Source organism: Streptomyces sp. R44 (assembly GCF_041053105.1).
In the GTDB taxonomy this organism is placed as follows: domain Bacteria; phylum Actinomycetota; class Actinomycetes; order Streptomycetales; family Streptomycetaceae; genus Streptomyces.
On record NZ_CP163444.1, the window covers coordinates 1,928,096 to 1,949,868 of the forward strand.

16 protein-coding genes are annotated in these 21,773 nt (G+C 73.6%); 12 read left to right on the top strand and 4 right to left on the bottom strand.

Annotation, left to right across the window (positions count from 1 at the left end; all coding sequences use genetic code 11):
- Positions 1-29: 29 nt before the first annotated feature.
- From AB5J54_RS08975 to AB5J54_RS09015, 9 genes are all read left to right on the top strand, one after another.
- Complete coding sequence (locus AB5J54_RS08975; RefSeq protein ID WP_369143359.1) at positions 30-830, top strand: MBL fold metallo-hydrolase; 801 nt, start codon at positions 30-32, stop codon at positions 828-830.
- Positions 831-867: 37 nt separating this feature from the next.
- Positions 868-1,569 (top strand): DsbA family protein, encoded by a 702-nt coding sequence (locus AB5J54_RS08980; RefSeq protein WP_369143360.1) that lies wholly within the window; start codon positions 868-870, stop codon positions 1,567-1,569.
- 219 nt (positions 1,570-1,788) lie between these two features.
- Entirely contained in the window at positions 1,789-2,967 is a 1,179-nt protein-coding gene (locus AB5J54_RS08985) for an aminotransferase class I/II-fold pyridoxal phosphate-dependent enzyme (RefSeq protein WP_369143361.1), read from the top strand.
- Positions 2,957-3,496 (top strand): DUF6190 family protein, encoded by a 540-nt coding sequence (locus AB5J54_RS08990; RefSeq protein WP_369143362.1) that lies wholly within the window; start codon positions 2,957-2,959, stop codon positions 3,494-3,496. The genes AB5J54_RS08985 and AB5J54_RS08990 overlap by 11 nt, the downstream gene beginning before the upstream one ends.
- 25 nt (positions 3,497-3,521) lie before the next feature.
- The gene (locus tag AB5J54_RS08995) at positions 3,522-4,328 is read left to right on the top strand and encodes a dihydrodipicolinate synthase family protein (RefSeq protein ID WP_369143363.1); all 807 of its coding nucleotides are present in this window, start codon (positions 3,522-3,524) and stop codon (positions 4,326-4,328) included.
- Positions 4,325-5,194: an iron-containing redox enzyme family protein gene (locus AB5J54_RS09000; protein ID WP_369143364.1), complete on the top strand. Its 870-nt coding sequence runs from the start codon at positions 4,325-4,327 to the stop codon at positions 5,192-5,194. The genes AB5J54_RS08995 and AB5J54_RS09000 overlap by 4 nt, the downstream gene beginning before the upstream one ends.
- Positions 5,191-5,502, top strand: a complete 312-nt coding sequence (locus AB5J54_RS09005) for a Rieske (2Fe-2S) protein (RefSeq protein ID WP_369143365.1) — start codon at positions 5,191-5,193, stop codon at positions 5,500-5,502. Before AB5J54_RS09000 ends, AB5J54_RS09005 begins: the two co-directional genes overlap by 4 nt.
- The gene (locus AB5J54_RS09010; RefSeq protein WP_369143366.1) at positions 5,499-6,950 is read left to right on the top strand and encodes a cytosine permease; all 1,452 of its coding nucleotides are present in this window, start codon (positions 5,499-5,501) and stop codon (positions 6,948-6,950) included. The genes AB5J54_RS09005 and AB5J54_RS09010 overlap by 4 nt, the downstream gene beginning before the upstream one ends.
- A 4-nt stretch (positions 6,951-6,954) precedes the next feature.
- A complete protein-coding gene (locus tag AB5J54_RS09015; RefSeq protein ID WP_369143367.1) occupies positions 6,955-7,884 on the top strand; it encodes a 2Fe-2S iron-sulfur cluster-binding protein in 930 nt (309 codons plus the stop codon).
- Between the two features lie 51 nt (positions 7,885-7,935).
- On the opposite strand, the gene AB5J54_RS09020 is transcribed toward AB5J54_RS09015, so the two are convergent.
- Entirely contained in the window at positions 7,936-9,015 is a 1,080-nt protein-coding gene (locus tag AB5J54_RS09020) for a Zn-dependent alcohol dehydrogenase (protein ID WP_369143368.1), read from the bottom strand.
- A gap of 20 nt (positions 9,016-9,035) precedes the next feature.
- The gene (locus tag AB5J54_RS09025; protein WP_369143369.1) at positions 9,036-10,427 is read right to left on the bottom strand and encodes an aldehyde dehydrogenase family protein; all 1,392 of its coding nucleotides are present in this window, start codon (positions 10,425-10,427) and stop codon (positions 9,036-9,038) included.
- A 669-nt stretch (positions 10,428-11,096) separates the two neighbouring features.
- On the opposite strand from AB5J54_RS09025, the gene AB5J54_RS09030 reads away from it, so the two are divergent.
- From AB5J54_RS09030 to AB5J54_RS09040, 3 genes are all read left to right on the top strand, one after another.
- On the top strand, positions 11,097-13,664 hold the full coding sequence (locus AB5J54_RS09030; protein WP_369143370.1) for a S8 family serine peptidase: 2,568 nt from the start codon (positions 11,097-11,099) through the stop codon (positions 13,662-13,664).
- A complete protein-coding gene (locus AB5J54_RS09035) occupies positions 13,664-16,528 on the top strand; it encodes an FG-GAP-like repeat-containing protein (RefSeq protein ID WP_369143371.1) in 2,865 nt (954 codons plus the stop codon). Before AB5J54_RS09030 ends, AB5J54_RS09035 begins: the two co-directional genes overlap by 1 nt.
- Positions 16,529-16,636: 108 nt before the next feature.
- Positions 16,637-19,984 (top strand): AAA family ATPase, encoded by a 3,348-nt coding sequence (locus AB5J54_RS09040; RefSeq protein ID WP_369143372.1) that lies wholly within the window; start codon positions 16,637-16,639, stop codon positions 19,982-19,984.
- Positions 19,985-20,156: 172 nt separating this feature from the next.
- Here AB5J54_RS09040 and AB5J54_RS09045 read toward each other — a convergent pair whose 3' ends face one another.
- A complete protein-coding gene (locus AB5J54_RS09045; RefSeq protein WP_369143373.1) occupies positions 20,157-20,909 on the bottom strand; it encodes a class F sortase in 753 nt (250 codons plus the stop codon).
- The gene (locus AB5J54_RS09050; protein ID WP_369143374.1) at positions 20,896-21,636 is read right to left on the bottom strand and encodes a hypothetical protein; all 741 of its coding nucleotides are present in this window, start codon (positions 21,634-21,636) and stop codon (positions 20,896-20,898) included. Before AB5J54_RS09050 ends, AB5J54_RS09045 begins: the two co-directional genes overlap by 14 nt.
- Between the last annotated feature and the right edge of the window lie 137 nt (positions 21,637-21,773).

Consider the following 21,773-nt stretch of genomic DNA (forward strand, 5'->3'; position numbering starts at 1 on the left):
CCCGCTCGGTGCCTCATGAAAGGCTGATCATGAAGACGTCGTACACCGCCGGGCCGGACATCCACGTCCTCCCCTCGGCCCTGCCCATCCCCGGTCTCGGCGACCAGCCGGTGAACGCCTTCCTGCTCCGGTCCGGACAGCCGCTCCTCGTGGACACCGGCATGCCCGTCGACCGGGAGGGCTTCCTGGACTCCCTCTGGTCACTGATCGACCCGGCCGACCTGCGCTGGGTCGTCGTCACCCACGACGACCGCGACCACACCGGCGCCCTCGCCCGGATCCTGGCGGAGGCGCCGCACGCGAAGGTGCTCGCCAACGCGATATCAGTGACGCGAATATCGGAAGAGTTCAGCATTCCGCAGGATCGGGTAGTGACCGCGAACCCGGGAAGTCGCGTGAAAGTCGGCGATCGTGAGCTGAGCTTTCACCGGCCGCCCACTTTCGATTCACCCGGCACCCTCGCCGTGTTCGACCATTCCGATGGCACGCTCTACAGCTCCGACAGCTTCGGCACCGTCGTCGAAGAAATTCGCCAGGACTTCACCGAGCTTTCCGAGGAGGAATTCCTGCACGGCTTCGAGGTCCTGAACCGTGCCATAGCCCCGTGGACCGCCCTGGTCGACGAGGCGAAGTTCCTCCGCCCCGTGCACGAACTGGCCGCCCTGCGCCCCGCGCGGCTGCTCAGCGCCCACGGGCCGACCGTCGAGGAGGCCGCCGTACCCCTCCTCTTCGACGCGATGGCCCGCATCCCGTCCCTGCCCGCCTGGCTGCCCGGCGCCGACCTCGACCTCGAGGCGGCGCTGGACGCCCACGAGTCCACCGCCGGCTGAGCCCCGCTCCGCCCGCGCCCCCGAACCGAGGAGAACCATGTCCGACCCGACCACCGCCGATCTGACCCCGCCGCGCGGAGTCGTCACCGTCTTCTCCGACATCTGGTGTTCCTTCGCGCACATCGCCATCCACCGGCTGCACGCCACCCGGGCCCGCCTCGGCCTGGAGGAGCAGGTCTCCTTCGACCTGCGCGCCTTCCCCCTGGAGCTCCTGAACGACGCCCCGAGCCCGCGCCCCGGCACGGACAGCGAGGTCGCCCGGATGGCCAGCCTGGAGCCGGCCGCCGGCTGGCAGCTGTGGCAGGCCAAGGACTGGCTGTACCCCTCGACGACGCTGCCGGCCCTGGAGGCGGTGCTCGCCGCCAAGGAGCAGAGCCTGAACGCCTCCGAGCAGCTCGACCTGGGGCTCCGCCGGGCCTTCTGGGCCGAGTCGCGCTGCATCAGCCACCGCAAGGTGATCCTGGACGTGGCCGCGGAGACGGGCGCCGTCGACGTCGACGCCCTCACCGAGGCGCTGGACGACGGGCGTGCCCGCCGCTCCCTGGCCGACCAGGCGGCCCTGTCCAAGAGCGACCGTGTGAACTGCAGCCCCCACCTGTTCCTGCCCGACGGCTCCGACCACGCCAACCCCGGCATCGACGTGGGCTGGGAGGGCGCGTACGGCATCGGCTGGCCGGTGATCGCCTCGGACGACCCGAAGGTGTACGAGGACATCCTGCTGCGGGCCGCCACCGAATAGCCGAACAAGCCGCCGAAAGCGGTTACATAAACGGAACGACGGTCAGGCATTCCTATTCGAGGAATGCCTGGCCGTCGTTCCTTTTTTCCTTCCGCAGAACATCGCGGTGATTATTAATTGCGTGACCCGGCCGTTATTCGCAAGGCCGCTCGAACCTCCTACAGTCGTTTACGCCGCCGGAATTCCGGACGGGTTTCGTATCGACATCAGGAGTTCTTCATGTCGTTGACCGACAAGGCAGACGTCAGCACCTTCGTCGACCTCACCCAGCACGAGATCGAGGCCCTGAAGACCCGGTTCAACCTGGCCGACGCGCACACCCACCAGCGTCAGTCCGCCTCGCAGGAGCGGATCGTCTCGCGGCTTCCCGAGCTCTGGCACGAGTCCGAGTCGAAGCAGCAGGCCCACTTCGAGCGCCAGTTCGTCGACGCCTTCTTCCGTCTGCACCAGCAGCCCACCGCCCGGGCGATGGACCGCACGCTCCTCTCGTACTCCGCCAGCGTCTCCACGATGGTGGCCGGCATGTTCCTCAAGCAGCGCGGGATGTCCGTGCAGCTGGTGGAGCCCTGCTTCGACAACCTGGTCGACCTGCTGCGCAACATGCAGGTGCCGCTCGGGCCGGTCGACGAGTCGGTGCTGCACGACAAGGACGCCATCTACGAGCGCCTGGTCGAGTCGATCGACGCGGACGCGATCTACCTGGTCGACCCGAACAACCCGACCGGCTTCACCCTGCTCGCCGAGAAGCTGGAGGGCTTCGCCGAGGTCGTGCGCTACTGCGTGGACCACGACAAGGTCCTGGTGATGGACTTCTGCTTCGCCTCCTTCGCCCTGTGCGACGAGGGCATCGGCCGCGTCGACATCTACAAGCTCCTGGAGGAGTCCGGCGTCACCTACATGGTCATGGAGGACACCGGCAAGACCTGGCCGATCCAGGACGCCAAGTGCGCCATGATCACCGCCAGCCGGAACATCCAGGAGGAGGTCTACAACCTCCACACCAGCGTCCTCCTGAACGTGTCGCCCTTCGTCCTCAACATGGTCACCCAGTACATCGAGGACTCCATCGAGGACGGCTTCGCCTCGGTCCGCGACATCATCAAGACCAACGGCGACGCCGCCCGCGCCGCCCTCGCCGGCACCGTCCTGGAGTTCCAGGAGCCGGTCGTCGGCACCAGCGTCGCCTGGTTCCGCATCACCGCCGAGGACCTGACCGCCACCCAGCTCCAGGCCGTCCTCTTCGACGAGGAGGTGTACGTCCTGCCGGGCACCTTCTTCTACTGGAACACCAAGGAGAAGGGCGAGCGCTTCGTCCGCCTGGCCCTTGCCCGCGAGCCCGAGGTCTTCGCCGGCGCGATGGAGCGGATGCGGAAGGTGCTCGAGCGCTATGCCGGCTGACGCCACCCGCGAGGCCGTCGAGCACGCCCCCACGGTGTTCATCGACGCCACCCTCTTCATGGGCATGCACAGCAAGGACGACACCGTCCGCGCCGCCGCCAAGTCCTTCTTCGCGGCGCGCCTCGCCGCCGGGGAGGCCGGCCGGGTCGTCATGAACTGGGAGCAGGTCGGCCGCTGCGACGACCTGGTGTGGGGCTACGAGCGGGGCGTCCAGGACGACTACTACCCGTTCATGGACGTCCTCCACACCGACCTGGCCATCGACCGGGTCCCGTACGACGAGGACGACCTCCGGCGGGCCTTCACCACCCCCGAGCTCGACGGACTGCCCGTGCACGAGCGCCTGCTGCTCGCCCAGGTCATCGGCCGCGGGGGCGTGCTGCACACCGCGAGCCCCCGGCTGCTCAAGGCGGCCGACGGACTGCCCGTCGTGCCGCTGGGCGCCGGCGCGGAGCCCTCGTTCCCCGCGTACCTGGAGGACCTCTACCGGCGCTCGCTGGTGCTGACGGTCGACTCCGACACCCTCTGAACACATTCCGAAGGGCACCCCTCTCATGCCTGACAGCTACTCCGGGACCGTCGTCCCGCTGATCACCCCCCTCGACGAGCACGGCACCGTCGACGAGCAGAGCGTCGTCCGGCTCCTCGACCACATCCGGGCCGAGGTCACGGGCCTCATGCCGGCCCTGACCTCCGGCGAGGGCTGGAAGCTCGACGCCCGGCAGTGGCAGGACGTCGTCACGTACACCGTCAAGCACGCCGACGGTCTGCCCGTGCTCGCCGGGATCCAGCTCCCCGACACCGCCTCGGTGGTCGACCGGGCCCGCACGGCCGCCGAGATCGGCGCCGACGCCGTCGTCGTCACCACGCCCTTCGGCGCCGACGTGACGCAGGACCAGATCGTCGAGCACTACCGGGCGATCCGCGCGGCCCTCGACATACCGATCTTCCTCTACAACGAGGAGGCGCTGTCGGGCAATCGGATCGAGTTCGAGACCCTGATCCGGATCTGCAAGGAGATCCCGGGGATCGTCGGCATCAAGGAGTCGAGCGGCGACGCCGCCTTCACCCGCCGGATGGCCGAGGCGGGCACCGGCATCCCGGTCTTCGAGGGCTGGGAGAACCTCCTCGTCGACGCCCGCGGCATCCAGGGCTTCATCGGCCCGCTGGCCAACCTCGAACCCGGCCTGTGCAACGCGATGCTGGTCGACCCGACCCCGGACCGTCAGGCCGAGATCAACACCGTCTGCGAGAAGTACGGCGTCTTCAAGGACGACTGGTACCGCTGGGTCAAGAAGGAACTCCACCAGCGCGGCGTGATCAGCTCCCCCACCACGCACGAGGAGGCGAAGGCGGCATGAGCACCACTCCCGCCTCGTCCGTCCCGGTGGCCGCGCACTCGATCGCGGCCCCGGCCGCGACCGCCCAGCGCGAACTCCACGCCCTCTACCGGCGGGTGCCCAACCTCGGCGACTACGGCTCGATGACCGCGATCGAGGAGCGGTGGATCCTGCCGAAGGCGCGCGCCTACGAGGCCTCCGCGCCGAGCTTCGGCTCGGCCGGCGAACTGCTCCAGGCGCTCAAGGAGTTCCTCGCCGAGGAGGAGGCCGCGCTCCCGGAGAGCGCGACCTTCCTCGCCGAGCACGCCACGCTCGACCAGTTCAAGGTGATCGTGCGGGAGTTCGCGCTCGACGGGCTCACCGAGTCCGAGTCGCTGCTCCCGGTCGTCCCCCGGCTGCCGTACCGCTCGGCGATGGCGGTCTTCCGGGTCCTCATCGACGAACTCGGCTGCGGCAACGAGGAGCAGGCGCACTCCCAGCTGTACCGGGACCTGCTCACCGAGCTCGGCATGAGCCTGGACCTCGACGACTACCTCGACGACACGTCGCCGGAGTGCTACGCGTACGTCAACATGTTCCACTGGCTCGCGAGCCGGGCGCCGTCCCCGCAGTACTTCCTGGGGGCGTACGCCTACTTCGAGACCAGCGTCCTGTACGCCTTCCAGAGCTTCGCCCGCGCGGCGCGGCGGCTCGGGATCGTCCACGACGCCTACTACACCGAGCACCTGTACATCGACTCGTACCACAGCAACCACATGCGGACGGCGATCCGCGCGCTCGACGAGCCGGACTTCGCGAAGATCTGGGCGGGCGTGCGGCTGGCCTCCGACATCGTCGGCGTGGCCACGGAGACGGCGATCGCGCGGGCTCGGGAGACCGTCGCATGACGGCCGTGCCCGCCGGGCGGCGGGGCTCCGGCGAGCCCACCGTCCGCCAGGTCACCGAGGACCTGGTCCTGGTCGAGGTCGCCGGCCGCAAGGTGCTCGCGGCCGCGGTCTGCCCCCACCGCGGGGGCCGGCTCAAGTACGGCAGGGTCGACGGGGACAGGCTGCGGATCACCTGCCCCCTGCACCACACGACCTTCGACCTGACCAGCGGCGAGCGCACCTCGGGGGCGGCCTGCGCCGCCCTCCGGGTGGTCGACGTGCTGCCCGGCCAGGACTCTCCCGAGGACCTCGCCGGGGGCGCCTCATGACCACCACACCGACCGGGGCGGCGTCCACCGTGGCGCCGCCCCGTGCGGCGGTCGACCACGACGGCATCGCTCCGGTGCCTGAGGAGGAGCGCACCTCTTCGCCGGGCGACTTCGGCTGGATCTGGCCCTCCGCGCAGTTCTCGTTCGGCACGGTGGTGCTCGGCGCGCTGCCCGTGGTCTTCGGTCTGGGCTGGTGGGCCTCGGCGAGCGCGATCGCGGCCGGCGTCGCCGTCGGGACGGCGCTGCTCGCGCCGCTCGCCCGGTTCGGGGTCCGCACCGGCACCAACGACCCGGTGGCGAGCGGGGCGCACTTCGGCGTGCGGGGCAGGGTCGTCGGCAACGTCATCACGGTGGTGACGGCGCTCGGCTTCTTCGCGATCGCGGTGTGGACGGGCGGCACGGCCGTGATGGTCGCGGGGCACCGGCTGCTGTCCACGCCGACGGGTCCGGGCGCGCTGACCGTCGCGATGTTCGTGACGGCGGCGGCGGTCGCGCTCGTCGCCGTGCGCGGCCACGAGACGCTGGTCCGCACGTACCGGATCACGGCGGTCACCGGCGGGGCGGTCCTGCTCGGCACCGCCCTCGTGCTCGCCCCGAAGTTCGACGCGGGGTACGCCGGGGGGACCCTGGCGCTCGACAGCACCCTGCACACCTGGCTGCTCGCGGCGACCGCGTCCGCGACCGTGCCCCTGTCGTACGCCACGTTCCAGGGCGACTACACCCGCTACATGCCGGCCGCCACCCCCACCGGCCGGGTGGTGCGGGCGAGCGGGATCTCGATGTTCCTCAGCAGTCTCGCGGCGCTGCTCACCGGCGCGTACGTGACGACGCTCTTCCCCGTGCCCGACGAGCCGTGGCTGCAGGGGCTGACGGACGCGGTGCCCGGCTGGTTCGCGGTGGCGGTCGTCGTCTTCGGCTTCGCGGGCACCCTCCCGCAGGCCGGGCTCTGTCTGTACGCGGCCGGGCTCTCCGCCAACTCGGTGTTCTGGCGCTCCTCGCGGGCCGCCGTGACCACCGTCGTCGCGCTCCTCGCGGCGGCCGTGCTGTACCTCGGGGCGGTGGTGTACGACGCCATGGACGCCATGTCGGCGTTCGTGACGCTGCTGCTCACGGTCGTCGCCCCGTGGGCGGCCGTGCTCTCCGTCGGGTACGTGTTCCACCGGGGCCGGTACGACGCGGAGGCGCTGCGGGCGTTCGCCACGGGCGGCGGCGGACGGTACTGGTACTCGGGCGGGGTCAACCCGAGAGCGGTCGCGGCCTTCGCGGCGGGCTCCTTCGTGGGCGTCCTGTGGGTCAACAACCCGCTGTACACCGGCCCGTTGACGGGCCTCACGGGCGGGGTGGACCTGAGTCTGCCGGCGTCCTTCGTGGTCGCCGCCCTGCTGTACGGCGTGCTGTGCCGGGTGTGGCCCGAGCCGCTGCTTCCGCCGTCACGAGCTTCGAGGTGATGCCATGTCTGTGCCAACGGGTTGTCTGACGGTCCGGTCGGTCGTCGAGGAGGCGGAGGGCGTACGGGGGCTGATCCTGGCGGATCCCACGGGCGCCGACCTCGCGCCCTGGGAGCCCGGCGCGCATCTGGAGGTGACGCTGCCGTCCGGGACGGTCCGGCACTACTCGCTCTGCGGAGACCCGGCGGAGCGGAGCGCGTACCGGATCGGGGTGCTGCGCGAACCGGCGGGCCGGGGAGGCTCCGAGGAACTCCACACGGCCGTCGGGGAGGGCACCCTCCTCGACGTGCGGGGCCCGCTCAACCGGTTCCCGCTGGTGCCGGCCGAGCGGTACCTCTTCGTCGCGGGCGGCATCGGCATCACCCCGCTGCTCCCGATGATCCGCTCCCTGCCGCCGGGTTCGTGGTCGCTGCTCTACGGCGGCCGGAGCCTGGCCTCCATGGCGTACCGCGAGGAGCTCTCCGTACTCCCCGGGGTCACGCTCGTCCCGCAGGACACGGACGGGCTGCCCGACCTGGACGCCGTCCTGGCCCGCCAGCCGGCCGGGACGGCCGTGTACTGCTGCGGCCCGGAGGGGCTGCTGCGGGCGGTGGAGGAGCGGTGGGACGGGCCGCTTCACGTGGAGCGGTTCGGGGCGGCGGACCCTGTCGGGACGTCGCCCGGCGAGGGCGGGTTCGAGGTCGAGCTCCGGCGGACCGGGCGGGTGCTGCGCGTGGAGGCCGGACGGACCCTCCTCGACACCGTGCGGGAGGTGGTGCCGGGTGTCGCGTACTCCTGCGAGGAGGGCTGGTGCGGCACCTGTGAGACGAAGGTGATCGCCGGGACCCCCGAGCACCACGACTCCGTCCTCGGCGAGGACGAGAAGGCCTCGGGCACGACGATGATGATCTGCGTGGGGCGCTCGCGCGGCGAGCGTCTCGTCCTGGATCTGTGACGAGGGACCCGCGCCGGCCCGGGGCCGGTGCGGGTCCCTCGGCGCGTCGGGTCAGAAGACGACCAGGGCGCGGCCGCCCTTGCCCGCGAGCATGTTCTCGAAGGCGCCCGGGATGCCGTCCAGGGTGATCCGCTCGGTGACGAGGGCGCCGAGGTCGAGCCGGCCGGCCCGGATGTGCCCGGCGAGCACCGGCAGGTCCTCGGCCGGGTTCGAGTTGCCGTAGACGCAGCCGGCCAGGGTGCGGCCCCAGTGGAAGAGCTCCAGGGCGTTGAAGGTGACCTGCTGGTCCTTGCCGCCGATGCCCACGACCGTGGTGCGGCCGCCGCGCCGGGTGGATTCCCAGGCGGTGCGGATGGTCACGGCGCGGCCGACGCACTCGACGGCCACGTCGACGCCCTGGCCCCCGGTCAGCTTCCGGATGTCCTTGGCCGTCGTCTCGGAGGCCACGACGTACTCGGTGGCCCCCGCCGCCCTCGCGAGCGCCTCCTTCTCCGGGGAGACGTCCACGGCCACGATCGTCGAGGCGCCCGCGATCCGCGCGGCCTGGAGCGTGGCGAGGCCCACCCCGCCGACGCCGAAGACGGCGACGGTCTCGCCCTCCCCGACCTTGGCGGAGTGGTGGACCGCGCCCCAGCCGGTGAGGACGGCGCAGCCGAGCAGGGCGGCGTCCGTGAGCGGCACCCCGTCGGGGACGGGCAGGACGCAGTTCGCGGCGACGACCGTCTCCTCGGCGAACGCGGCGACGTTGAGTCCGGGGTGCAGCTCGGTGCCGTCCTCGGTGCGGGCGTGGATGTTCGCGGCGCCGGTCAGGGCGTTCGCGCAGAGCCAGACCTCGCCGAGCGAGCAGGGGTGGCAGCTGCCGCAGGACGGTGCCCAGTTGAGGACGACCCCGTCACCGGGGACGACATGGGTGACGCCCTCGCCGACGGAGACGACGGTGCCCGCGCCCTCGTGACCGAGGACCGCCGGGACCGGCACGCGCATGGTGCCGTTGGAGAGGGAGAGGTCGGAGTGGCAGACCCCGGCGGCGGCGAGCCTGACCCGGACCTGGCCGGGTCCGGGCTCGGGGAGTTCGATGCCGGTGATCTCCAGCGGAGAGCCGACGGCGGGCAGGACGGCGGCGCGGATCACGCTGTTCGCTCCTTCTGCGCTCAGAACTGCAGGGACTTGGTCTGGAGGTACTCGGCGAGGCCGTGCGCGCCGAGCTCCCGGCCGACGCCGGACTGCTTGTACCCGCCGAAGGGGGCCAGCGGGTTGAAGCGGCCGCCGTTGATGTCGACCTGTCCGGTGTCCATGCGGCGGGCGAAGGCGACGGCCTCGGCCTGCTCGCCCCAGACGGCTCCGCCGAGGCCGTAGACGGTGCCGTTGGCGATGGCCAGGGCCTCGTCCTCGTCCTCGTACCGGAGGAGCGAGACGACCGGCCCGAAGATCTCCTCCTGGGCGATGGTCATCTCGGGGGTGACGTCCGCGAAGACGGTCGGGGAGACGTAGAAGCCGGTCTCGCGCGGGGCCTCGGGGCCGCCGGCGACGAGCCGGGCGCCCTCCTCGATCCCCTTCTCGATGTAGCCGCGCACGCGCTGCTGCTGCTTGGCGTTGACGAGGGGGCCGACGCGCTCGCCGGGGACGTACTTGGCGACGGCCTCGGCGGCCAGCGCCACCGCCTCCTCGTACCGCTCGGCGGGGATCAGCATCCGCGTCCAGGCGCTGCACGTCTGGCCGGAGTTGGACATGACGTTGCCGATGCCGACGGCCACGGCCTTGGGGAGGTCCGCGCTCGGCAGGATCACGTTGGCGGACTTGCCGCCGAGTTCGAGGGCGACCCGCTTGACGGCGCCGCCCGCGAGGGCGCCGATCCTCTTGCCCACCGCGGTGGAGCCGGTGAAGGAGACGAGGTCCACGTCGGGGTGCTCGGCGAGCGCCTGCCCGGCGACCGGGCCGAGGCCGGTGACCAGGTTGAAGACTCCGGCGGGCAGACCGGCCTCGTGGACGGCCTCCGCGAAGAGCTGTGCGGTGAGCGGGGTGTCCTCGGCGGGCTTGAGGACCGTGGTGCAGCCGGCGGCGAGGGCCGGGGCGACCTTGGCGACGATCTGGTGGAGCGGGTAGTTCCACGGGGTGATCGCGGCGACGACGCCGACCGGCTCGGCGTAGACGGTGGAGTTGCCGACCTTCTCCTCGAAGGGGTGCGTGGCGGCGAGTTCGGCGTACGTACCGGCGACGGCGATCGGCAGCCCCGCGTGGACGGCGGCGGCGAGCTGCGGCGGGGCGCCGAGCTCGGCGGTGACGGTGGCGGCGATCTCCTCCGCCCGGGCGGCGAGCGCGTCGCGGAGCGCGGCGATCCGGGCTCCGCGCTCGGCGGGCGGGGTGGCGGCCCAGCCGGGGAGCGCGGCGCGGGCGGCGCGGACGGCGGCGTCGACGTCCTCGGCGGTGCCGGCCGGGACGTGGCCGATGACCTGCTCGTCCGCCGGGTTGACCACCGGGATGGTGTCCGTGGAGGAGGCGGGACGCCACTCCCCGCCGATGTACATCGCGTCGTGGGCCTTCATCCGCTGTCTCCTCACGTGGCCGCTTCCTCGTCCGAGCCAAACTAGCGCTGTTAGTTTTCGGACGCCAGGGTCCGCCGGAGTGCCGCCGGTCACCGCCGATCGTGCCGCCCGCCCGGGGGGCTTGTCCACGTCGATCCTGCCCCGGCCACCGCCCGTGTGGGCAATCGTCCCGCAGGGCGGGACGGGCGGGCACACGGGACGGCGCCTTCCCGCGGCGCCTCCGCGTTCCGCGCCTGGACCCGCACCGACCGTGGCGGCGCCCCGCCCGTGTGGGCAATCGTCCCGCAGGGCGGGACGGGCGGGCACACGGGACGGCGCCTTCCCGCGGCGCCTCCGCGTTCCGCGCCCGGACCCGCACCAGCAGTGACGGTGCACGTGGTGCGGGTTCAGGCGCGTAAGCCTCTGGCGCCGGCAGGGGCGCCGTTCCGTGTGCCCACCCTCCCCCAAGCTCTCGGCTTCGCTCGAGCAGGGGGGACCCCCACGCCCCTTGCGGAACGCATGCCCACAACGGCGGGAGCGCGGCCCACAACCGGGACGACCGCCGCCCCAGTAATTCCCCAGTAACGCCCCGCCCCTACCGTCCCCGACCGAGCCCGCCCCACCGCACCCGGGCCCTGGGGGTGGTGGGGCGCCGGCTTCCCCCGTACCAGCGATGGAGGAGCCACCCACATGCACCCGCCCCGCTCACCGCTCCGGTCACCCCTCCGGCGCGGGACCACCGCCTGGGCCGCGGCCGCCGCCACCGCCACCGCCGCGGCCCTCCTCGCGGCGCCCGCCGCGACGGCGGCACCGGCCTCCGCACCGGCCTCTGCACCCGCCCCGCACGCCACCGTCGACCCCGGCGTCACCGCGACCGTCGACGCGGGCGGCGAGGCGACGTTCTTCGTGGTCCTCGCCGAGCACGCCGACCTGACCCGGGCCCGTACCCAGCGCGGTCACGAGAAGAAGGCCCGGGCGGCCTTCGACGCCCTGCGCGCCGAGGCCGGCCGCAGCCAGGCCTCCCTCACCCGCTTCCTCGACCGGGCGAAGGTCGGCTACGAGTCGTACTGGATCGCCAACGCCGTCAAGGTCACCGGCGGCAAGGCCCTCGTCGAGCAGCTCGCCGCCCGCCCCGACGTGGCGGCCCTCCGCCAGGAGCGGCACTACACACTCGATGCCGTCGAGGAGACCGCGACCGCCGCCGAGGAGGCCGTGACCCCCGAATGGGGCATCAAGGACATCAAGGCCGACCAGGTCTGGTCGCAGTACGACAACCGCGGCGAGGGCATCGTCGTCGCGAACATCGACTCGGGCGTCCAGTTCGACCACCCCGCGCTGAAGGGCAACTACCGGGGCAACCTCGGCGACGGCACCTTCAGCCACGACTACAACTGGTACGACCCGACCGGCCAGTGCACCGGCGGCACGCCCTGCGACAACAACGGCCACGGCACCCACACCATGGGCACCATCGCCGGCGCGAGCGGCATCGGCGTCGCCCCCGGCGCGAAGTGGATCGCCGCCAAGGGCTGCGAGGCCCGCAGCTGCTCCGACTCCTCGCTCCTCAGGTCGGGCCAGTGGATCCTCGCGCCGACCGACCGCAACGGGCAGAACCCGCGCCCCGACCTCGCCCCGGACATCGTCAACAACTCCTGGGGCGGCGGGAACACCACCTTCTACCAGGACATCATCACCTCCTGGAACGCCGCCGGGATCTTCGAGGCCTTCGCGGCCGGCAACTCCGGCAACGGCGTCAGCTGCTCCACCACCGAGGCCCCCGGCGCCCAGGCCCCGGCCTACGGCGTCGGCGCCTACGACGCGAACGGGAAGATCGCCGACTTCTCCGGCTTCGGCCCCTCCCTCGTCGACGGCTCGATGAAGCCGAACATCTCGGCCCCGGGCGTGAACGTCCGCTCCTCCTGGCCGGGCAGCGGCTACCGCGCGATCTCCGGTACGTCGATGGCGACCCCGCACGTCGCCGGCGCCGTCGCCCTGCTCTGGTCCTCGGCGCCCTCCCTCATCGGCGACATCGAGGCCACCCGGGCCGCCCTGAACGGTTCCGCCCGCGACGTCGACGACACCCACTGCGGCGGCACCGCGGCCGCCAACAACGTGTGGGGCGAGGGCAAGCTGGACGTCCTCGCCGCCGTGGACCGCGCCCCGCACACGGCGGCCACCGTCACCGGCACGGTCACCGACCGCGCCACCGGCTCCCCGCTGACCGGGGTCACTGTCACGGCGACCGCCGAGGGGGCCAAGCGCACGGTGACCACCGACGCGGCCGGCGCCTACCGGCTGACGCTCCCCGCCGGCACGTACACCCTCACCGCCCGCGGCTACGGCTACCGGGACCTCACCGAGAACGGCCTCACCGTCACCACCGGTCAGGCCCTCTCCCACTCCCTCGCCCTGGACGCCGTCCCCGCGCACGCCGTCACCGGCACCGTCCTCGACGTCACCGGAAAGCCCCTGAAGGGCGCCACCGTCCGCTTCACGGACGCGCCGCTCGGCCCGGTCGTCACCGACGCCTCCGGCGCCTTCCGCTTCCCGGCCGTGGCCGAGGGCTCCTTCACCCTCACCGCGACCCCGGCCGCGCCCGTCCTGTGCAACGGCGTCTCCACGACCGTCCTCGCGGTGGACGGCGACGAGAACGTGACGGCCGCGCTCCCCGCCCGTACCGACGCCTCCGGCAACGGCTGCCTGCCCGCCTCGTACGCCTGGACCACCGCGTCGACGAAGCTCGCGCTCTCCGGCGACGAGAACGCGAGGACGATCGCCCTGCCGTTCCCCGTCTCCTTCTACGGCGTCACGTACAGCCAGGCGAGCGTCACCACCAACGGCCTGGTCAACTTCCTGGCCCCGCGCCTCGGCGACTACGCCAACACCGCCCTGCCGTCCCCGGGCCAGCCGAACGGCATCCTCGCCGCCTACTGGGACGACCTGACCCTGGACGCCAAGTCGGCGGTCAGGACCGGGACCAGCGGGACCGCCGGGCAGCGCAGGTTCACGATCCTCTGGGAGAACGCGGCCTTCGCCGCCGACACCGGCAAGCGCGTCACCTTCGAGGCCGTCTTCGAGGAGGCGACCGGCGCGATCGTCCTGCAGTACCAGTCGATCGGCACCGACGCCCTGGAGGCCGGCGGCGGCGCGACCGTCGGCATCGAGAACCAGGCCGGGACGGACGCCCTGCAGTACTCCTTCAACGAGCCGGTCCTGAAGGACCGTTCGGCCCTCCGCATCTTCCCGAAGGCGGCGTGATGACCCACCGTTCCCGGCGCGGCGTACGCCTCGCCTCCGCCCTCGTCGCGGCGGGCCTCGCCCTCACCGCGCTCCCCGCCACCGCCGCCCACGCGGTCGACGGTCCCGTCGCCCCCGACGGCGCGCGCATCCTCACCGACGCGCAGGCCGACACCCTGGAGCAGCGCGCCGAGGCCCCGCGGCGCCTGGACGTCACCCCTCAGGACGAGCAGCCCGCCGCGCCCCTGGCGACCGGGACCCAGGACACGTCGGCCTCCGGTGTGAGCATCACCCAGACCTCCGCCCTGGAGACCTACCGGGGCCAGGCGGACACGGCCCAGCTCGACGGCGGGCACGGCGACTTCCTCGCCGTGCACAGCCTCGGCACCGTCACCCGGCTCGCCGCGGACGGCCGCACGGTCTGGAAGCGGGACAACGCCTCGCTCTACGCCGACTGGCGGGTCACCCACATCCGTCCGTGGCAGACCGAGCCCTACCCGGCGCGGATCACCACCGGCTTCCACGCCAACAGCCCCTTCGCCGACAGCTCCGACCGGGGCTGGGCGCAGGGCGACCTCACCGGCGACGGCGTCGCGGACGTCGTCTTCACCGCCGACGTCGGCACCAGCCCGTACCGCCCCTTCACCTCCCCCGGCTCGCCGCTCACCACGGGCACCTTCGTCACCGTCCTCGACGGCGCCACCGGCCGGACGCTGTGGTCGAAGCTCTTCGCCGACGCCCAGCAGGTCACGCTCGTGGGCGGCACCCTGCTCGTCGGCGACCAGCCCTCGACCAACCTCAACTCGGCGAAGGACGCCACCGCGTCGCTCCAGGCCTTCCGCTTCTCGTACGACGGCACGAAGCTCTCCCCGTCGGCGGTCTGGACGTACGGGACGGGGCAGCGCAACGGCCGGTGGGGTTCCACCCTCCCCCTCGGGGACGGGCGCGTCGCGGTCTCCTGGTACGTGAAGAAGACGGCGACGACCCCCGCCACGGGCCGCACCCTCGTCCTCGACACGGCCGACGGCTCGGTCGAGTGGCGGACGGACAACGACCTGTACTCCCGCCAGCTGGCCTACGACCCGGCCCGCCGGCGTCTGGTCGCCCTGGAGCAGGCGGACTACCGGGACGGCGTACGGTACGAACTCGCCGGCTACGACCCCGCCGACGGCACCCGCACCACCCTCGACACCCGGGTCAACGCGCTCGGGATCGGGCTGCGGATCGGGCAGCTGCGCGGGGACGCGGCGCCGGAGTACGCGATCAGCGAGTCGACCCTCGACGAGTACCTGTTCGTCAACACCGCGACCGTCCGCGCCCTGGACGGCGGCGACGCGGCCGAACTGTGGTCCCACACGGTGAAGCGCGGCGCGGACAACGCCAAGGACGGCGACTCCGCGCTCGGTCTGAAGATCGTCGACGGCAAGGTCCTCGCCTCCTACTTCACCACGGAGGGCACGGAGACCGCGGCCAACCCGGGCGGCACCCGTTACGGCACCCTGGCCGCGCTGGGCGGCCGGGACGGGGCGGTGCGCTGGCAGCACCGGGGCGCGGACGCCTCCCCGATCTACGCCCAGCCGTACCGCGAGGGCGACGAGTGGCGGGTCCGGACCGTCGACAACGAGCAGAACGTCCGCTCGTACGGGCTCGGCAGCGGGCGGCAGACCTCCGTCACCCCGCTCCAGGCGAACCTGTCCACGGGCCTCGCGGCCGATGTGAACGGCGACGGGCGCAAGGACGTGATCGTCGGCGGCCAGTCCCAGGGCCTGTGGGCCTACGACGGCCCTTCGCTCGCCTCCGGGAAGCCCCGGATGCTGTGGCGGACGACCCTGCCGGGCTCCGTGCAGGGTGACATCCGGATCGCCGACACCGACGGCGACGGCCGGCGTGACGAGCTCGTCGTCGCGGCGGACACGGCGGCGGTGGTCGTCGACTCCGGCACCGGCCGGGTCCGCAGGACGATCGACGGCCGGGGGCGGTTCGTCCGCTCGGTGACGGTCGGGGACCTCGACGGGGACGGCGACGACGAGATCCTCGTCCCGACCGACGCGGTGCGCGCCTACTCCGGTGACGGGCACGCGCTCTGGGAGTACGCGCCCGCGTCCGGCCTGGCCTTCTCCGACCTCGCCGTCGCGGAGGGCAAGGTCCTCGGCTCGTACCAGACGCGCGGGGTCGTCGACGGGACCGCCGTGGTCGGCGGCACGGCGCTCGACGCCCGTACCGGCAAGGTCCTCTGGTCGGCGGACCCGACCTGGACCGGCGACCCGGACACGAAGGTCTACGCGGCGCAGCTCTACCACGGCGTGTACGCCTCGCCGACCGTCCCGTACGCGGACGGGCACGCGGCCGTGTACTCCTGGATCGTGAAGGAGGGCGCCTTCTGGAGCACCTACTTCGAGTTCCGTGACCTGCGCACCGGGCAGGTCGTGCACACCTCGACCGGCGGCGGCGCCTGGACGGTCGGCAACTGGTTCACCGGCGACGAGGGCCTCGTCCTCGCCGGTACGGCCTCGCTGCGGACCTTCGCCAAGGACGGCCAGGAGTACGGGATCTACACCCTGCCGACCCTGCACCGGGCGGAGTTCGCGACCGGTCCCGGCGGCCGGCGGCTGATCGTCGGCGGCACCGAGGGCGCGGCCTATGTCTGGGACCCGGCGGTGCTCACCGCCGGCGACAACTACCCCGACCATCTGACCAGGCTGAACGGGTACGCGACGCAGAACCTGGTCGTCGCGGACCTCGACGGCGACGGGGTGGACGAGATCGTCGGCCTGGGCAAGGACGACACGGGCTTCGACCGGACGATCGAACTGTCCGGCGGACGCTATCTGCTGTCGGACGACTCGATGCACGGCTTGCTGACGGGCCGCCTGACCGCCCAGTAGCCCGCCGATGCCCCGAGACCCCCGCCCGCACCCACCGGGCGGGGGTTCCCGCCTTCTCTGGACCGCGCCATTCCGTTTCAGGGGGCACCCATTACAGTGGGCGCCCTCATGAGCGCAGACATACCAGCGGGCGCACCTCCGGTGCTGCGGGTGCATCTCCTCGGCGGGTTCCGGGTGGACCGGGACGGCGGGCCGCCGCTCTCCGAGCGGTGGCCGCGCCCGAGCGCCCGGACACTGGTGAAGCTGCTCGCGGTCTCCCCCGGGCACAGTCTCCACCGTGAGCAGGCGCTGGAGATCTGCTGGCCGGACGCGGATCCGCAGGCCGCGCTGGGCAGTCTGCGGGTGGCGCTCCACGCGGCCCGCCGGGCGATCGAACCCGAGCTGGCACCCCGGGCGGCGTCCTCCTATCTGACGGGCGAGGGCGCGCTGCTCCGCCTCGATCCGCGGACGGTACGGATCGACGCCGACGAGGCCGAGGCCCTCGCGGAGGCGGCGCTCGCCGACGGCGGGCGCGCCGGACTCGCGGCCGCCGTCGAGGCGTTCACGGGCGACCTGCTGCCCGAGGACCGGTACGCGCCCTGGGCGGAGGTCCGCCGCGAGCGGCTGACCGCCCTGCGGGAACGCACCCTGGTCGCCCTGGCCGCCGCCCATCTGGCGGCCGACTGCCCCGAGGAGGCGGTGGCGGTGGCCGAGCAGGTGCTGGTGGCGGCCCCCGCCGAGGAGGAGGCGCACCGGCTCCTGATCGAGGCGTACGTCCGGCAGGGGCTGCGCCGCCGGGCGGTCGCCCAGTACCACCTGTGCCGGGAGGCGCTGGACGCGGAGTTCGGCGTGCGGCCCGGTCCCGAGACCGAGCGGCTGCACCGGGCGGCGCTCGCCACCACCCCGCCGGCCTCCCGGTCGGTGGGGCCCACGCTGCCGGCCGTGGTGCGCCGTCCGCCAGGCACTCCGCTGCGCGGCCGTGACGAGCTCCTCGCCCGGCTGCTCGCCGCCGGCTCCCCGCCCGTACTCCTGCTCACCGGGGAGGCCGGGCTCGGCAAGACGCGGCTGGCCGGGGAGGTGGCCCGGCGGGCGGCCGCCGAGGGTACGGCCGTGCTGTGGGGGGCGGGCCACGACGCGGAGGGGCACACGCCGTACGGTCCGTTCGCCGAGGCGTTGGACGGCTGGCTCGCCGGCCGGCCGACGGCGGAGCGGGCCAGGACGGGGGCGGAGTATCCCGAACTGGCGGCGCTCCTGCCGTCCTTGGGGCGGGTGCCCGCCGGGAGTGGGCGCAGTCCCGAGGAGGAGCGGGACCGGCTGTTCCGGGCGACGGCGGGGCTGCTCGGTGAACTTGCGGCGGAGCGGCCCGTGATGGTGGTGCTGGACGACCTTCACGCGGGGGACGCGGGCTCGTTCCAGCTCCTCGGCCATCTTGCCCGCCGGGCCCGGGAGTCCGGAAGGGCTTGGCGATTTCTCGCCACTGTGCGCCCGGAGGAACTTCCCGCCGCCGACCCGCGCCGCCAGGTCCTCGACCTGCTGGTCCGCCAGTCGCTCGCGGGCGCGGTCGAACTCCCCCGGCTCTCCCGCGAGGCCTGTATGGCCCTGACGGCCGACGCCCTGGGCACCGGAAGCCCCGTCCCCGAGCGGGTGTGGGAACTGTCCCTCGGCAATCCGCTGTTCGCCCTCGAACTCGCGCGTGCGGTCCGGGACGGAGACGGCCGGGCCGGTGCCCCCGAGGGCGTGCGCCAGCTGGTGGCCGAGCGCCTCGCCCGGCTCGCCCCCGCGGCCCGCCGCGTGGTCGACGCGGTCGCGGTCGCCGGTCAGGACGCGGCCCTCACCGAAGTGCTCGACGTGGCCCGGCGCGGCGGCCATCCGCGGCTCTCCGCCGCGGAGGCCACGGAGGCCGTGGAGGCGGCCGTCGCCGCCTCCGTGGTCGAGGAGCGGCAGGTGGTCTCCGAGGGCCGGCCGGTCGCCGGACTCGCCTTCCGTCACCCGCTGGTGCGGCTCACCTGCTACGAGGGCCTGTCGGCGGCCCGGCGCCGGCTGCTGCACTCGGCGTACGCGGAGGCCGTGCTCCGCCGCCGCCCGGAGGCCGTGGACACACTGGCCGCCCATCTGGCCCGGGCGGACGACCCGCGCGCCACCGGCTATCTGCGGCAGGCCGCGGAGCGGGCGGCCGCGCTCTACGCCAATGACACGGCCGACCGCTACTACGCCGAACTCACCGACCGGCTCGACGCCCTGGCCGCCGACTCCGCGCGGGCCCGGATCGACCGCAGCGCCGTGCTGCGCCGGCTCGGCCGGTTCGACGAGGCGGCGCGGCTGCTCGGCGAGGCGCTGGAGGAGCTGGGCCGGCGCGGGGACGCGGACGGCCGCGTCCTGGCGGCGGCGCGGCTCGCGGAGCTCATGCCGAAGACGCGGGGCACGGAGGAAGGCTTCCGGCTGCTCGACTCCTGCCCGCCCGGTCCGGACACCCCGGCCGCGGTGGCGAGCGCCCACCATCTGTCCCGCGGGGTGCTGTGCTTCGTCGCGGGCCGGTACGAGGAGGGGGTCGCCGCCGCGCGGGCCGCGGAGGACGCGGCGCAGGCGGTGACGGGAGCGGAGCGGCGCGGGCTGCTCGCCAGGGCCCTCGCGGCGCAGGCGACCTCGCTGGGTCTCGCGGGCCGCTTCGGGCAGGCGGGGCCGGTCGCGGACCGGGCGCTGCCGCACGCGGAGGCGTACGGCGATCCGCAGTTGCTCGCCTCGGTGCTCTCGGTGCTGCGCGAGACGGCCCGGCGGGCGGGGCGGCTGCGGGAGGCGATCGACACGGGCCGCCGGGCGCTCACGCTCGCGGAGCGCTCGGGCGACGCGACGGCGACGGTCTTCGAACGGGCGAACCTCGCGGAGCTCCACCTTCTCGTGGAGGAGGTGGAGGAGGCGCGCGAGCTGGCGGAGACGGCGGTGCGGGACACCGGTTCGCACGCCGGGTGGTGCGCACCGTATGCCCTGGTGGCGCTCGCCCGGGTACGGATGCGGGCGGCCGAGCCCGGCGGCGGCGACCTGCTCGATCCGGCCGAGCGGACGGCCCGGGCCCAGGGGGACCACCAGGCCGGGTACGAGGTGCGGTCCGCGCGCGCCGAACTCGCCGTGCGGGAGGGCAGGCCCGAGGAGGCGCTGCGGCTGCTCGCGGACTGCCGGGAGACCGGTGCCGCGCATCTGACGGCCTGGGCGCTCCTCGCGTGCGGCCGGGCCGCGGAGGCCGCCGGGGCGGCGGGCGGCGAGGTGGAGCGCGCGGAGCGGGCCGGGGAGCGGCTGGCGGAGACGGAAGCCCGTACGGCACACGCCGCCGCGCTCGCGGCGCTGGGCCGCGAGCGGGAGGCGGCGGCCGGTTTCGACCGGGCGACGGCCCTGGCGGAGTCCCTGCCGTATCCGGCGGGGGCGCGCCGGGTGGCGTGGGCCCGTGGGGTGAGGTGGGCGGACGGGGCACCCGGGATGGTCTGACCTCGCACACGCCCCGGCCGACGGAGCGGCTCGATTCCGTCGGCCGGGGCGTGGGTTCGTGGGCGGGGTGGTCGGTCCGGGGGCGGGGGGTTTCGGCCCGTGGGCGGGGGGTCGGTCCGTGGGCTGAGGTTCGGTCCGTGGGCGGGGGGGGGGGTCGCTCCGTGGGCCTCGGTCAGATCTTCTGGGCGATCTCGGTGAGGTGGGCGAAGACGACGATGTTCGCCTCGTACCCCTTGCCGCGGTCGAAGGTCCCACCGCAGGTGAGCAGCCGCAGTTCGGGCCGCCCGGTGTCTCCGTACACCTCCTTGTCGGGGAAGTCGCTCTTGGCGAAGGTCCGGACCCGGTCGACCGTGAAGACGGCGACCTTGCCGTCGGCGCGGGCGACCCGGACGGTGTTGCCGGGGCTGAGCGAGTTGAGGTTGAGGAAGACGGCGGGCCCGGTGCGGGTGTCGCGGTGGCCGACGACGACGGAGGTCCCGCGCTCGCCGGGCGTGGGCCCCTTGGCGTACCAGCCGACGACGCGGGGGTCGTCGACGGGCGGTGTGCCGAGCCGGCCGGTGGCGTCGAGGCCGAGCTCGATCACGGGGGCCTCGATGGTGATGGCCGGGACGGCGACGGTGACGGGGCGCGAACGGGCCAGCGGCGCGGGCGGGTGCGACGGCCGCGGTGTGGGGGTGGCCTTGGGCAGCGCCCTGTTCTTCGCCTTGTGGTCCAGGGCGGCGGGTGCCCCGGCCGCCGCCCCGGCCCGGCCGTGGGCGGCGGGACCGGGGGTGGCCGGGCCCGCGGCGAGCGGCGGGTCGGCCGGTTCCTCGTCACCGGCCCACCAGACGCCCCCGGTCACCAGGACGGTGGTCACGACCACGGTCCTGGTGAGCCGGAGCAGTCGCCGCTGCCTGCGCGTGAAGCGGGACCTACGCGGCGCCATTGTCGCGGCGGCGCGAGCGGCGGATCAGGACCAGTCCGGCCGTGCCGGCGAGGCCGGCGGCGACGGCCGCCCCGACGCCGAAGGCGGAGGAGTCCTCGGCGGCGAGCTGCGCGCTGCCGCCGCCGCCCGCGCCGACCGGGCCGTGCGGGGGCTTGCCGTGGCCGTGGCCGTGGCCGCCGCCGTTGCCGCCGTTGCCATTGCCTCCGTTCCCGTTGCCTCCGTTGCCGTTGCCGCCGTTCCCGTTGCCACCGTTCCCGTTGCCACCGTTGCCGTTGCCGCCGTTGCCGCCGTTCTGGCAGTTGCTGATGACGTTGAAGACCTTCGACTTCGGGGCGCCGAGCTTGCCCTCCCACGTCCATTCGACCTTGTACATGCCGATGGGCAGGGAGATCGGTCCGGCAGCCCCGTCGCCGTTGGCGTTGAGCGGGACGGTGCCGGACCTCAGCGGGTTGCCCTGGTTGTTTCCGGGCGGGCCGGGCTGCGGGTAGATGGCGTAGTCGATGCTCGGCAGGCCGTCGAAGTTGAGGGCGGCGAGGCGGAAGGGGCAGTCGACGCGGGGCTCGTTCACCGGGCTGGTGTCGGCCGTCGTCGACTGGTGCACCTTGACGTCGCCGTCGTCGCCCGGCGCGGCGAAGGCCGCCGGGGCAGCACCCCCGAGGGTGACGGCGCTGAGCGCCATGGTGGCGAGCGCCGCGCGGAGCAGGGTACGGGTGGGGGGTGTCGTCATCGTGGAGGTCCTCCAGTCGTGAGCACATCGGACACTTACTGCGATAATCCGACTATCTGTCACAACATGGACACGGAGGGTGGCGACCCGTCGCACCACCCTCCGACTTCCACCCGTCCGGCTCACTCCCGCCACCG